This window comes from Spirillospora sp. CA-142024, assembly GCF_050942325.1.
Classification (GTDB): domain Bacteria; phylum Actinomycetota; class Actinomycetes; order Streptosporangiales; family Streptosporangiaceae; genus Spirillospora.
Window position 1 is genome coordinate 5,762,397 of the sequence record NZ_CP192077.1, and the last position, 13,224, is coordinate 5,775,620.

At 74.4% G+C, this 13,224-nt stretch carries 11 protein-coding genes and 1 riboswitch; of the genes, 5 read left to right on the plus strand and 6 right to left on the minus strand.

The window, feature by feature from the left end; translation table 11 throughout:
• Both cobO and ACQPZP_RS27635 read left to right on the plus strand, forming a co-directional pair.
• Positions 1-603, plus strand: coding sequence for a cob(I)yrinic acid a,c-diamide adenosyltransferase (gene cobO / locus ACQPZP_RS27630; RefSeq protein ID WP_433472637.1), 603 nt, complete (start codon positions 1-3; stop codon positions 601-603).
• Positions 600-1,931, plus strand: a complete 1,332-nt coding sequence (locus tag ACQPZP_RS27635) for a cobyrinate a,c-diamide synthase (protein ID WP_433479682.1) — start codon at positions 600-602, stop codon at positions 1,929-1,931. Before cobO ends, ACQPZP_RS27635 begins: the two co-directional genes overlap by 4 nt.
• Here the strand turns inward: ACQPZP_RS27635 and cobN are convergent.
• The 3 genes from cobN to ACQPZP_RS27650 form a co-directional block, all read right to left on the minus strand.
• The gene (cobN, locus tag ACQPZP_RS27640) at positions 1,886-5,476 is read right to left on the minus strand and encodes a cobaltochelatase subunit CobN (protein ID WP_433472638.1); all 3,591 of its coding nucleotides are present in this window, start codon (positions 5,474-5,476) and stop codon (positions 1,886-1,888) included. The two genes, ACQPZP_RS27635 and cobN, sit on opposite strands and share 46 nt — an antisense overlap.
• Before the next feature lie 53 nt (positions 5,477-5,529).
• A riboswitch (cobalamin riboswitch) is annotated at positions 5,530-5,653 on the minus strand.
• A 78-nt stretch (positions 5,654-5,731) separates the two neighbouring features.
• Positions 5,732-6,505 (minus strand): class I SAM-dependent methyltransferase, encoded by a 774-nt coding sequence (locus ACQPZP_RS27645; protein ID WP_433472639.1) that lies wholly within the window; start codon positions 6,503-6,505, stop codon positions 5,732-5,734.
• A complete protein-coding gene (locus ACQPZP_RS27650) occupies positions 6,505-7,173 on the minus strand; it encodes an alpha/beta hydrolase (protein ID WP_433472640.1) in 669 nt (222 codons plus the stop codon). Before ACQPZP_RS27650 ends, ACQPZP_RS27645 begins: the two co-directional genes overlap by 1 nt.
• A gap of 169 nt (positions 7,174-7,342) precedes the next feature.
• Here ACQPZP_RS27650 and ACQPZP_RS27655 point away from each other — a divergent pair, with 169 nt between their 5' ends.
• Genes ACQPZP_RS27655 through ACQPZP_RS27665 form a run of 3 tightly spaced genes read left to right on the plus strand, consistent with a single transcriptional unit; the run spans position 7,343 to position 10,543 of the window.
• Complete coding sequence (locus ACQPZP_RS27655) at positions 7,343-8,455, plus strand: precorrin-3B synthase (RefSeq protein ID WP_433472641.1); 1,113 nt, start codon at positions 7,343-7,345, stop codon at positions 8,453-8,455.
• Positions 8,436-9,056, plus strand: a complete 621-nt coding sequence (locus ACQPZP_RS27660) for a precorrin-8X methylmutase (RefSeq protein WP_433472642.1) — start codon at positions 8,436-8,438, stop codon at positions 9,054-9,056. The genes ACQPZP_RS27655 and ACQPZP_RS27660 overlap by 20 nt, the downstream gene beginning before the upstream one ends.
• The gene (locus tag ACQPZP_RS27665; RefSeq protein ID WP_433472643.1) at positions 9,056-10,543 is read left to right on the plus strand and encodes a precorrin-2 C(20)-methyltransferase; all 1,488 of its coding nucleotides are present in this window, start codon (positions 9,056-9,058) and stop codon (positions 10,541-10,543) included. The genes ACQPZP_RS27660 and ACQPZP_RS27665 overlap by 1 nt, the downstream gene beginning before the upstream one ends.
• Here the strand turns inward: ACQPZP_RS27665 and ACQPZP_RS27670 are convergent.
• The 3 genes from ACQPZP_RS27670 to cbiE are packed head-to-tail and all read right to left on the minus strand — an operon-like array spanning position 10,534 to position 13,210.
• A complete protein-coding gene (locus ACQPZP_RS27670) occupies positions 10,534-11,256 on the minus strand; it encodes a cobalt-precorrin-6A reductase (RefSeq protein ID WP_433472644.1) in 723 nt (240 codons plus the stop codon). The two genes, ACQPZP_RS27665 and ACQPZP_RS27670, sit on opposite strands and share 10 nt — an antisense overlap.
• Positions 11,241-11,996 (minus strand): precorrin-4 C(11)-methyltransferase, encoded by a 756-nt coding sequence (gene cobM / locus ACQPZP_RS27675; RefSeq protein ID WP_433472645.1) that lies wholly within the window; start codon positions 11,994-11,996, stop codon positions 11,241-11,243. The genes ACQPZP_RS27670 and cobM overlap by 16 nt, the downstream gene beginning before the upstream one ends.
• A complete protein-coding gene (gene cbiE, locus ACQPZP_RS27680; RefSeq protein ID WP_433472646.1) occupies positions 11,993-13,210 on the minus strand; it encodes a precorrin-6y C5,15-methyltransferase (decarboxylating) subunit CbiE in 1,218 nt (405 codons plus the stop codon). Before cbiE ends, cobM begins: the two co-directional genes overlap by 4 nt.
• Positions 13,211-13,224: the final 14 nt, after the last annotated feature.

The following is a 13,224-nucleotide window of genomic DNA, read 5'->3' on the forward strand; positions in this document are numbered from 1 at the left end:
ATGCCGCAGGGGAAGCCCGTGTCCGTCCCCGAGGACGGCCTCACCACCCGGCAGCGCCGCAACCGGCCGCTGCTGATCGTCCACACCGGCCCCGGGAAGGGGAAGTCGACCGCCGCGTTCGGGATGGCGCTGCGGGCGTGGAACCAGGGCTGGCCGGTCGGGGTGTTCCAGTTCGTGAAGTCGGCGAAGTGGCGCATCGGCGAGGAGCGGGCGCTGCGGGTGCTGGGGGCGAGCGGCGAGGGCGGCCCGGTCGCCTGGCACAAGATGGGCGAGGGCTGGTCGTGGATCCAGCGTCCCGGGACCGAGGACGACCACGCGGCGGACGCGCGGGAGGGCTGGGAGCAGATCAAGCGGGACCTGGCCGCCGAGACGTACCGTTTCTATGTGCTGGACGAATTCACCTACCCGCTCAAGTGGGGCTGGATCGACCTGGACGACGTGCTCGAAGCGCTCACCGGCCGTCCCGGTAACCAGCATGTCGTCATCACCGGGCGGGACGCGCCGGACCGGCTCGCCGAGGCCGCCGACCTGGTCACGGAGATGGGCAAGGTCCGGCACCCGATGGACGCCGGGCAGAAGGGGCAGCGGGGCATCGAGTGGTGATCCCCCGCCTGGTCGTCGCGGCGCCGTCGTCCGGCTCCGGGAAGACGACCGTCGCGACGGGGCTGATCGCGGCGCTGCGGGCGCGCGGCCTGCGGGTGTCGCCGCACAAGGTCGGACCCGACTACATCGACCCCGGCTACCACGCGCTCGCGGCGGGGCGTCCCGGCCGCAACCTCGATCCGTGGCTCACGGGCGAGGACCGGGTGGCGCCGCTGTTCCTGCACGGCGCAGCCGGCTGCGACGTGGCCGTGGTCGAGGGTGTGATGGGCCTGTTCGACGGGCGCGGCGACACCGGGTTCGCGTCCACGGCGCATGTCGCGGCGCTTCTCGCGGCGCCGGTGGTGCTGGTCGTGGACGCGGCGCGGCAGAGCCGGTCGGTGGCCGCGCTCGTGCACGGGTTCGCGACGTTCGAGCCGGGTGTGCGGATCGGCGGCGTGATCCTCAACCGGGTGGGCTCGGACCGGCATGAGGAGCTGTGCCGGAGCGCGCTGGAGGCGACGGGCGTGCCGGTGCTCGGCGCGGTCCGGCGGGACGACGCGGTCGTGACGCCGTCCCGCCATCTGGGCCTGATCCCGGCGGCGGAGCGGGAGGCGGAGGCGGTCCGGGCGGTGGAGCGGCTCGGCGAACTGGTCGGCCGGTCCTGTGATCTGGACGCGCTGCTGCGGCTGGCCGGCACCGCTCCCCCGCTGCCCGGGCCCGCGTGGGACCCGTCCGAACATGTGACGCCGGTGGACGGCCGGCCGGTCGTCGCCGTCGCGGGCGGCGCCGCGTTCACCTTCTCCTATGCGGAGCATGTGGAGCTGCTGCGCGCGGCGGGCGCCGATGTGGCCGTCTTCGACCCGCTGCGGGACGAGAGGCTCCCGGCCGGAACCGGCGCGCTCGTCATCGGCGGCGGGTTCCCGGAGGTGCACGCCGCCGGCCTGGCCGCCAACGCGCCGCTGCTCGCCGAGGTCGCGGCGTTCCCGGGCCCGATCGCCGCCGAGTGCGCCGGGCTCCTCTATCTGTGCGAGCGGCTCGACGGGCAGAGGATGTGCGGGCGCGTCCCGGGAAGTGCGCGGATGACGTCCCGGCTGACACTGGGATACCGGGAGGCGGTCGCGGTGGCGGAGTCGCCGCTGACCCGTCCGGGCGAGCGGTTCCGCGGGCACGAGTTCCACCGGACCGCCCTGACCACCGACGCGGATCCGCTGTTCCGCTGGAAGGACGGCTCCGACGGGTTCGGGGACGAACGGATCACCGCGTCCTACCTCCACCTGCACTGGGCGGGATGCCCGGAGGCGGCTCAGCGGCTCGTGTCGTCCTCCAGGTCTCCCTCCGTCTTGAGGTAGACCTCCTGGAGCCCCTGGAGCGTCTCCGGGTCGGGATGCTCCCACATGCCGCGTTCGGCGGCCTCCAGCAGCCGCTCGGCGATGCCGTGCAGCGCCCATGGGTTCGACTCCGCCATGAACTCGCGGTTCTCCTCGTCGAGGACGTAGGCGGCGGTGAGCTTGTCGTACATCCAGTCGGCCATGACACCGGTGGTGGCGTCGTAGCCGAACAGGTAGTCGACGGTCGCGGCCAGCTCGAACGCGCCCTTGTACCCGTGCCGCCGCATCGCGGCCAGCCACTGCGGGTTGACGACGCGGGCCCGGAAGATCCGCGCGGTCTCCTCCGAGAGGGTGCGGGTACGGACGGCGTCCGGGCGGGTGCTGTCCCCGACGTACGCCTCCGGGGCCCGGCCGGTCAGCGCGCGGACGGTCGCGATCATCCCGCCGTGGTACTGGAAGTAGTCGTCGGAGTCGGCGATGTCGTGCTCGCGGGTGTCGACGTTCTTGGCGGCGACGGCGATCCGCCGGTAGGCGCTCTCCATGTCGGCGCGGGCGGGGACGCCGTCCAGGTCGCGTCCGTAGGCGTGGCCGCCCCACACCGCGTACACCTCGGCGAGGTCGGCGTCGTCGCGCCAGTTGCGGCTGTCGATGAGCGGCAGCAGCCCGGCCCCGTAGGCGCCCGGCGCGGACCCGAAGACGCGCAGCGTGGCCCGCCGCTCGTCGCCGTGCTGCTCGCGGTCGGCCTTCACGTGGGCCCGGACGTAGTTGTCGGTGCCGGGCTCGTCCAGGCCGGCGACCAGCCGGACGGCGTCGTCCAGCATGGCGACGACGTGCGGGAACGCGTCCCGGAAGAAGCCGCTGATGCGGACGGTCACGTCGATGCGCGGCCTCTTGAGCTCCGCGACCGGGATCGGCTCCAGCGCCGTGACGCGGCGGGACGCCTCGTCCCAGACCGGGCGGACGCCGAGCAGCGCCAGCACTTCGGCCACGTCGTCGCCGGCCGTGCGCATCGCGCTCGTCCCCCACACCGACAGGCCCACCGAGCGCGGCCACTCGCCGTGGTCGGCGCGGTAGCGGTCCAGGAGCGAGTCGGCCATCGCCTGCCCGGTCTCCCACGCGAGGCGGCTGGGGATGGCGCGCGGGTCCACCGAGTAGAAGTTCCGGCCCGTCGGCAGGACGTTGACGAGGCCGCGCAACGGCGACCCGCTGGGGCCCGCCGGAATGTAGCCGCCGTCCAGGGCGTGCAGGAGGTGGTCGAGTTCGTCGGACGTCCGCGCCAAGCGCGGGACGACCTCGGTCGCGGCGAACTCCAGGACGCGCTCGACGGGTTCGCGGCGGTCGGCGGGGACGGCCCCGGCGACCCGGGCTGCGGCCTCCACGGCCCAGCCGGCGTCCTCCATCGCCTGGACGAGGGAGCGGGCGGTGGCCTCGGCGGCGTCCACGTCGGCGAGCGACTCGCCGCCGTCCTCGCTGAGACCGAGCGCCTCACGCAGACCGGGCAGCGTTTCGCGTCCCGACCACATCTGGCGGGCGCGGAGCATGGCCAGCACCAGGTCGACGCGGGTCGCGCCCTCGGGCGCCTGGCCGAGGACGTGCAGCCCGTCGCGGATCTGCGCGTCCTTCACCTCGCACAGCCAGCCGTCCACGTGCAGGAGGAAGTCGTCGAACTCGGTGTCGTGCGGGCGGTCGTCCAGGCCGAGGTCGTGGTCGAGCTTCGCGGCCTGGATCAGCGTCCAGATCTGCGCGCGGATCGCGGGCAGCTTCGCCGGGTCCATCGCGGCGATCGTGGCGTGCTCGTCGAGGAGCTGTTCGAGGCGGGCGATGTCGCCGTAGGTCTCCGCGCGGGCCATCGGCGGGACCATGTGGTCCACGAGGACGGCGTGCGCGCGCCGCTTGGCCTGCGTCCCCTCGCCCGGGTCGTTGACGAGGAACGGGTAGATGAGCGGGACGTCGCCGAGCGCGGCGTCGGTGCCGCACGACGCCGACATGCCCGCCGCCTTGCCGGGCAGCCACTCCAGGTTGCCGTGCTTGCCGACGTGGACGATCGCGTGCGCGCCGAACTCGTCCGACAGCCACCGGTACGCGGCCAGGTAGTGGTGGCTCGGCGGCAGGTCCGGGTCGTGGTAGATCGCGATCGGGTTCTGCCCGAAGCCTCGCGGTGGCTGCACCATGACGACGACGTTGCCGGCGCGGAGGGCGGCGAGCACGATGTCGCCGTCCTGCACGAAGAGCTCCCCGGGCGGCGGGCCCCAGTGCCGCTCCATCTCCTCCCGCAGGTCCGCGGGGAGAGTGCGGTACCAGCGTTCGTAGGACGCGGCGGCGATGCGGACGGGGTTGCCCGCGAGCTGCTCTTCGGTGAGCCAGTCCTCGTCCTGCCCTCCGGCCGCGATGAGCGCGTGGATGAGCGCGTCGCCGTCCTGTGCGGCGACGCCCGGGAAGCCTTCGCCGAGGTCGTACCCCTCGTCCCTGAGCCGGGCCAGCAGCCGGACGGTGCTCGCAGGAGTGTCGAGCCCGACGGCGTTCCCGACGCGGGAATGCTTGGTCGGATACGCCGACAGCATCACGACGACGCGCCGCCCGGCGGGCGGGACATGCCGCAGGCGTCCGTGCCGGACGGCGATCCCGGCGACCCGCGCGGCCCGCTCGGGATCCGCCCGGTAGACGGTGAGGCCGTCCTCGTCGATCTCCTTGAAGGAGAACGGGACGGTGATGATGCGTCCGTCGAACTCGGGGATGGCGACCTGCGACGCCGCGTCCAGCGGCGACAGGCCGTCGTCGCTCGCCTCCCAGTCGGCGCGGCCCGTCGTGAGGCACAGCCCCTGAAGGATCGGGACGTCCAGCGCGGCGAGAGCCCCGACGTCCCACGCCTCGTCGTCGCCGCCCGCCCCGGCCGTCGCGGGCCTGGACCCGCCCGCCGCGAGCACGGTCACGACCAGCGCGTCCGCCCGGCGGAGCGTGTCGAGCAACTCGGGCTCGGCGGTGCGGAGAGACGAGCAGAACACGGGCATGGCCTGCCCGCCCGCGTCCTCGATCGCCTCGCACAGCTTCTCCGCGAACGCGGTGTTGCCCGCCATGTGGTGGGCGCGGTAGTAGAGAACGCCGATCACGGGGCCGTCCTGGGTGCGGGCCTCGCGGCCGAGCCGTCCCCACGTGGGCGTCGGTGCCGGCGGCGCGAACCCGCGTCCGGTCAGCAGCACGGTGTCGGACAGGAAGGCGTGCAGTTCGGCGAGGTTGGCGGGCCCGCCATGGGCGAGATAGGCGTGCGCTTCGGCGCAGACACCGCCGCTGACAGTGGACAGCTCCATCAGCTCGGCGTCCGGGGCCTGCTCGCCACCGAGGACGACGACCGGGCGGGGGCCCGCGAGGAGCGCGTCGAGGCCGTCCTCCCAGGCCCGCCGCCCGCCGAGCAGGCGGACGACGACGAGATCGGTGCCCTCGGTCAGCTCGGGCAGATCGTCCACGGCGAGCCGCGCCGGGTTGCCCAGCCGGTAGGCGGCGCCGGACGCGCGGGCGCTCAGCAGATCGGTGTCGGACGTCGACAGCAGCAGGACGGTGCCAGCGGACACGGTCGTTCCTCCCCCTGGGGTCCTCGCCCCGGTCGCGGGTGTCGCGACGGCAGGAGTCTCCTGGCTTCCGGATCGATGCTCGCCCCGGCCTTCCCGTCCTTGCGGACAGTGGCCTCAAGCGGGGTTCGCTCCCCGGTCACAGTGGCGGGACCGCGCCGGATTCGCACCGGCTTCCTCCCATTGCCATCGCCTGGGCAGAAGCGTACGGCAGCGCGGCCCGCCTGCAAACCGCGGCCGGCGTCCTTTCGTGCGCCGTCAGCCGCGACGGGCGGTGATGATCCAGGCGCGGGAGTCGAACCTGACACCGTCGTCGCCCAGGTGTGCGGAGAGCGTCTCGCGCAGCCGCCCGACCGCTCGCGCCGCGGCAGCGGGGTCCAGCCGCTTCAGCGTCTCGCTGGTGCTGGTGAAGCCGCGGACCCAGTCGAGGGCGGCGGGCACGCCCGGACCGTAGTAGACCGGCTCGTGGACGTCGGTGAACGTGATGTCGGTCAGCCCCGCGGCGCCCAGGATCTGTTTCACGGTCGGCGGGTCGGCGAGCGAGAACGGATCCGGTCCGGCAGGCACGGCCACCGGCCCCTCGGGTCCTGCGAGGGACCGGTGGATGGCGACGTCCCACTCGTTGCGTTCGTGGGACTGCCAGACCATCATCACCAGCCGCCCGGCCGGGCGCAGCGCCCGCCTGACGTTGGCGAACGCGGCGACGGGGTCGGCGAAGAACATCGTGCCGAACCTGCTGATCGCCAGGTCGAAGTGCTGGTCCGGAAAGCGGTGGGCCTGCGCGTCGGCGTGCTCGAAGGCGACGTTGCCGAGCCCTTCGGTCCGGGCGAGCTCACGGGCACGCTCGATGGCGGGCGCGGAGACGTCGACCCCGAGCGCGCTGCCCGCCTGGGCTGCGCGCGCGGCCTGCCGGGTGGTCTGCCCGGTCCCGCATCCGATGTCGAGGACGTGGTCGTGGGGCCGGATGCCCCAGGCCCGGCGCAGTACCTCGTCGTGCCGCCGCAGTTCGGCGTCGTAACCGCCGGCGTCCATCAGCGGAGCGGTCCTTCCTCGGCGGCGTACGCCTCAAGACGGTCTGCCAGCTCGTGCGGGCGGCTCAGCGCCGGGGTGTGCCCGCCGTCGATCTCGTCGGGGGTGATGCCCAGGCGCTCCCGGGCGACGCGGCGAAGGAATCCGGCGGGGAACACCCGGTCGTCGCGGCAGATCAGGACCCGCGTGGGAACGTCGGGCCAGGCCCGCAGCGGGAACGGCTCCCCCATCCTCGCCTCGGACTGGGCGCGCCCCCGCTTCAGCGCCTCGGCTGCCAGCTCCGGCGGGACATCTTGGTAGAACAGGGCGACGACATCGTCGTAGCGGTCCCGCTCCTCCCGGTCGTATCCCGTACCGGCCGAGTAGTCGGCGGGCGCCTCTCCCGGCATCGGGATCATGGGCGCGACCAGGACGAGCAGTTCCACCACCATCCGGTCGCAGACGAGCGGGGCCGTGAAGCCGCCGGACGACTGCGCGACGACGATCAGATCGGTCCGGTCGCCGATCGCCTCGGCCACGGTGCCTGCGTACTCGGGCAGGCCGGCCGAGTCGTCCTCGCAGGGAAGATCCGGCGAAACGGTGTCATGACCGCGCGCACGCAGTTCGGCCTCCACCAGATGCCAGTACCAGCCGACATCACCGGCGCCGTGGATCAAGACGAATGTGGCCACCCTGCCCCCTACCGCTGCCTGGATCAATCGACCGGCCGCCTCCTGTTTCGCGGGTGAGGTTAGGCGGCGCTACCGACATTCTCGCCGCCGAACGGTGGCGATCGCGGGAGCGGCGTCGGACGCCTGCCGCGGCGCGGCGCGCCGGCAAGGTGCGGTTAACATCCTCCTCGTGCCGAATGCCCCTGCGGCGGGACGCACGCGTGCCGACGCGTGCCCCGGGACGCTGCAGACCCACGATGCCGCCGACGGGCCGCTGGCGCGCGTCCGCGTCCCGGGCGGCGCGGTGTCCGCCGCGCAGCTCAGGGTGCTCGGCGTCGCGGCGCGCGAGCTGGGACTCGACGTGATCGAGCTGACCTCCCGCGCCAACCTCCAGTTGCGCGGCGTCGCCGACCCGCCGGCTCTCGCGGCACGGCTGGAGGCCGCCGGGCTGCTCCCCTCGCCGTCCCACGAGCGGGTGCGCAACATCGTCTCCTCGCCGCTGGGCGGGCGCGGCGTCCACGGGAATCTGGCGACGGATCCGCTGGTCGCGGCGCTCGACGCGGCGTTGTGCGCGAGTCCTCTGCTGGCCGGGCTTCCGGGCCGTTTCCTGTTCGCCCTCGATGACGGATCCGGTGACGTCACCGCTCTGGAAGCCGACGTGACCTGCACGCCGTCCGGCCTCCTGCTCGCCGGCGTGCCGATAGAGCCGACCTGCGACGAGCCGATCGGGGCGATGGCCGCGGCGGCGGAGGCGTTCCTTGCGGTCCGTGGTGACGCGTGGCGGCTGGCGGAAGTCCCGGACGGCGCGCGGCGGGTCGCCGAAAGGCTGGGCGGGACGCTCGGGAAGGCGCGGGACCCCGGCAGCCCTCCCGCCCCGCATGCCGGGGTCATCGAGCAGCGGGACGGGTCCGTCGCGCTTGAGGCCGTGCCGCCGCTCGGACGGCTGTCCGGCGCGCAGGCCGAAGCGCTCGCCGACGTCGCGGCCGACGTCCGGGTCACGCCGTGGCGCAGCGTGGTCCTGCGCGATCTGACCAGGGACGACACGTCCGCCGTCGCGGTCGCGCTCGACGCGGCGGGCTTCGCGGTCGACGCCGCGTCGCCCTGGGTCGGGGTGACCGCGTGCACGGGCAGTCCGGGATGCGGGAAGTCGCGGGGCGACGTGCAGGGCGAGGCCCGGCGCTGGGTGGACGGCCTGGAGCACGCCCCCGGGACGCCCGTCCACTGGGCCGGCTGTGACCGACGCTGCGGGACGCCCCGCGGCCCCGTCGTGGTGAGGATGGCAGATGACCGACTACGTCCGTGACGGCGCCGAGATCTACCGGCGGTCGTTCGCGACCATCCGCGCGGAGGCCGACCTGTCGGGCCTGCCGGGCGACGTGGCGCGGGTGGCCGTGCGGATGATCCACGCCTGCGGGATGACCGACCTCGTCGACGACCTGGTGTGGTCGCCGGGGGTCGTGGAGCGGGCGCGGGCGGCGCTGCTGGGCGGGGCGCCGATCCTGTGCGACGCGCGCATGGTCGCGTCCGGCATCACGCGGGCCCGGCTGCCCGCCGCCAACGAGGTCGTGTGCACGCTGGGCGACCCCGGTGTGCCCGAGCTCGCGGCGCGGCTCGGCACCACCCGGAGCGCGGCGGCGCTGGAGCTGTGGGCCGGCCGGCTGGACGGTGCCGTCGTCGCCGTCGGCAACGCGCCGACCGCACTGTTCCGGCTGCTGGAGCTGGTGGAGGCGGGCGCGGGACGTCCGGCGGCGGTCCTCGGGATCCCGGTCGGGTTCATCGGGGCGGCCGAGTCCAAGGAGGCGCTCGCCGCGAGCGGCCTCGACCATCTGGTGGTGCGCGGGCGGCGCGGCGGCAGCGCGATGACGGCGGCGGCGGTCAACGCGATCGCCAGTGAGGCGGAGTGATGACGGGACGGCTGTTCGGTGTGGGTGTCGGCCCCGGCGACCCCGAGCTGGTCACGGTGAAGGCGGCGCGCCTGATCGGCGAGGCGGACGTGGTCGCCTTCCACAGCGCGCGTCACGGCCGCAGCATCGCCCGGTCGGTCGCCGAGCCGTACCTGCGCGGCGACCAGATCGAGGAGCAGCTCGTCTACCCGGTGACGACGGAGACCACCGGCCACCCGGGGGGCTACCAGGGAGCGCTGGACGAGTTCTACGCCGACTGCGCCGCGCGTCTCGCCGCCCATCTGGACGACGGGCGGACGGTCGTGGTCCTGAGCGAGGGCGACCCGCTCTTCTACGGCTCGTACATGCATCTCCACAAGCGGCTCGCGCCGCACTACCCGACCGAGGTCGTGCCAGGCGTGACGTCGCTGAGCGCCTCGTCGGCGGCGGCGGGGCGTCCGCTGGTGGAGCGGGAGGAGACGCTGACCGTCCTGCCGGGCACGCTGTCCGGAGACGCGCTGGCCGAGCGGCTGCGCACCGCGGATGCGGCGGCCGTGCTCAAACTCGGCCGGACGTTCACCAAGGTCAGGCAGGCCTTCGAGGACGCGGGGCGGCTGGCCGACGCCTGGTACGTCGAGCGGGCCTCGTCCAGCCGGCAGCGGGTCGCGCCGCTCGCCGAGGTCGACCCGGCCGAGGTGCCGTACATGTCCCTCGCCTTGCTGACGAGCCCGGCGGAAGGGTCGTTCGAGGCCCCTCCCCCGGCCCGGCCGGAGGGGGCGGGCGGTGTCGCGGTCGTCGGGCTCGGGCCGGCGGGACGGCCGTGGCTCACCCCGGAGGCGCAGGACGCCCTCGCGTCCGCCACCGACCTCGTCGGCTACGGGCCCTATCTGGACCGGGTGCCCGCGAACCCGCGTCAGCACCGGCATTCCAGCGGGAACCGGGTGGAGGCGGACCGGGCGCGGCACGCGCTCGCACTCGCGCGGGACGGGGCGCGGGTCGCCGTCGTCTCGTCCGGGGACCCGGGTGTGTTCGCGATGGCGGCGGCCGTGCTGGAGGTGGCGGACGAGGACGAGTTCGCGGACGTGCCGGTGCAGGTCGTGCCGGGGTTGACGGCGGCCCAGGCCGTCGCGGCGCGGGCGGGCGCACCGCTCGGGCACGACTTCTGCGTCCTTTCGCTGTCGGACATCCTCAAGCCATGGGACGTGATCGCGCGGCGGCTTTCCGCGGCGGCCGAGGCCGATCTGGTGCTGGCCCTGTACAACCCGTCGTCCAGCCGCAGGAAACACCAGCTCCCGGCGGCTCGCGACCTGCTGCTGGAGCACCGCTCCCCCGAGACGCCGGTCGTGATCGGCCGCGATGTGGGCGGCCCCGAGGAGAGCGTCACCGTGACGACGCTCGGCAAGCTGGACCCTGACCAGGTCGACATGCGCTGCCTGCTCATCATCGGATCGTCGACCACCACGGTCACCGATCAGGGCGTCGTCTACACGCCCCGCCGTTACCCCTGAGCCCAGGCGGCGGCCGCTCCCACGTCGTCCGTCGTCCGGACGCCGTCCGGCAGACGTGGACGCTCCACCATGACGACCGGGATCCCGGCCTCACGGGCGGCGGTGAGCTTCGCACGGGTCATCGCGCCACCGCTGTCCTTCGTGACCAGCACGTCCAGGCGGTGCTCGCGGATCAGGGCGCGCTCACCGTCCACCGTGTAGGGGCCGCGCGCCAGCAGCACGCGCACGTTGGGCGGGACGGGCGGCTCCGGCGGATCGACGGACCGCGCGAGGAACCACGCGTCCGCCCGGTCGGCGAACAGCGGGATACTGCGCCGGCCCGTGGTGAGGAACACGCGCGCGCCCACCGGCAGGGCCTCTGCGGCGGCGCCCAACGAGGGGACGCGCTGCCAGGTGTCGCCGTCCTCCTCGTCCCAGCCGGGACGCCGCAGTGCGAGCAGCGGAACGCCCGCCAGGTCCGATGCGCGTGCGGCCGAGGCGCTCATCCGTTCCGCGAACGGATGGGTCGCGTCCACGAGGCGGTCGATCCGGTGCTCGCTGAGCCACGTCGCCAACCCGTCGGCGCCGCCGAACCCGCCGATGTGCACCTCCCCCACCGGCAGGCGCGGGTCGGACACGCGTCCGGCGAGCGACGACACGACGTGCACGTCCGTCAGGCGGGCCGCGAGGGCGCGTGCCTCCGCCGTCCCGCCGAGGATCAGGACGCGCCGCACGCCCGGTCCCGGTCGGCGCTGTAGAGGTGGCTGTCGGGGAACGCCGACGCCGTCAGGACGCGGCCGACGACGATCACCGCCGTGCGCCTCACCCCCGCCTCCCGCACGAGACCCGCGATGTCGGCGAGGGTGCCGCGCAGCACGAGCTCGTCCGGACGGCTGGCTCGGGCGACGACGGCGACCGGGCAGTCGGCGCCGTAGTGGGGCAGCAGCTCGGCGGCCACCTCGTCGATGCGCTGGACGGCCAGGTGCAGCACCATCGTGGCGCCGCTCGCGCCGAGGGTCGCCAGGTCCTCGCCGTCCGGCATCGGGGTCGCCCGGACGGCCGTCCGGGTAAGGATCACGGTCTGGCCGACACCCGGCACGGTCAGCTCCCGTCCGAGCGAGGCCGCCGCCGCCGCGAAGGCCGGAACGCCCGGGACGACCTCGTACGGGACGCCCGCCGCGTCCAGCCGCCGCATCTGCTCGGCGACCGCGCTGAACACCGACGGGTCGCCGGAGTGCAGGCGTGCGACGTCCAGCCCGTCGCGGTGGGCGGAGGTCAGTTCGGCGACGATCTCATCGAGGGTCATGTTCGCCGTGTCGACGAGGCGGGCGCCGGACGGGCAGGCGTCCAGCAGTTCGCGCGGCACCAGCGACCCCGCGTACAGGCAGACCGGCGCGGCCTCCAGAACGCGCAGGCCGCGCACGGTGATCAGGTCGGCGGCGCCGGGGCCGGCGCCGACGAAGTACACCGTCATTCCGCGTCCTTCCGCACCGTCCAGAGGGTGACGGGCATCGCGGGACGCCAGGCCGTGAACCCGCCCAGCGGCGCGGCGCGCTCGACGCCGACGCGGATCAGCTCGCCGCCGAGGGACCGGCGGAACTCGGCCACCTTGGCCTCGGATTCGAGGGTGACGGCGTTGGCGACCAGACGTCCGCCGGGCTTGAGCGCGTCCCAGCAGTGCTCCAGCAGGCCGGGGGCGGTGAGGCCGCCGCCGATGAAGACCGCGTCGGGCTCGGGGAGGCCGCCCAGCGCGTCCGGCGCCTCGCCCTTCACGACCTGGACGCGAGGCACGCCCAGCGCGGCCGCGTTGGCGCTGATCCGCTCGGCCCGGTTCGGGCTGTTCTCGATCGCGACGGCCTCGCAGGCCGGGTGCGCCCGCGCCCACTCGATCGCGACGCTGCCCGACCCGGCGCCGACGTCCCAGAGCAGCTCGCCGGGAAGCGGCGCGAGGCGGGACAGCGTCACGGCGCGGACCTCGCTCTTGGTGATCTGCCCGTCGTGCTCGAACGCGTCGTCGGGCAGCCCGGGCGTGCGGGCCAGCGGCGCCGCGTCCGGACCGGGCACGCATTCGACGGCGATGAGGGTGAGCGGGGTCGCGGCGGGCTCCGTCCACTCCTCCGCGACACCGATCTGCACGGTCTCCTCGACCGCCCCCAGATCGCACAGGACGGTCATCCGGCTCGGCCCGAAGCCGCGGCCGGCGAGCAGCGCGCCGACGATGATCGGAGCCTCCTTGCCAGCGCCTAGCACGATGAGCCGCCGCCCCGGGGCGATGACCGCGTTCAGGGCCGCGGGGGGACGACCCACGATGCTGACGACGTCCACCCGGTCCAGCGGCCAGCCGAGGCGGGCGCACGCGAGCGACGCCGAGGACGGATGGGGCAGCACGCGGATCCGGTCGGGTCCGAGCAGCCCGGCGAGGGTGGAGCCGATCCCGTGGAACATGGGGTCGCCGCTCGCCAGCACGACGACCGCGCGCCCCTCGTGCCGCTCGATCAGCCCCGGCAGCTCGGGCAGCAGCGGCGACGGCCAGGCGACCCGCTCGGCCTCGTCGCCCGGGACGAGATCGAGCTGCCTCTGGTTGCCGAACAGGACCTCCGCCGCCCGCAGCGCCTCGCGCGAGTTCTCGGTGAGCCCGTCCCACCCTTCGGCGCCGATTCCCACCACGGTGATGACACGCGTGTCCACTGGCCTCCTCAGGG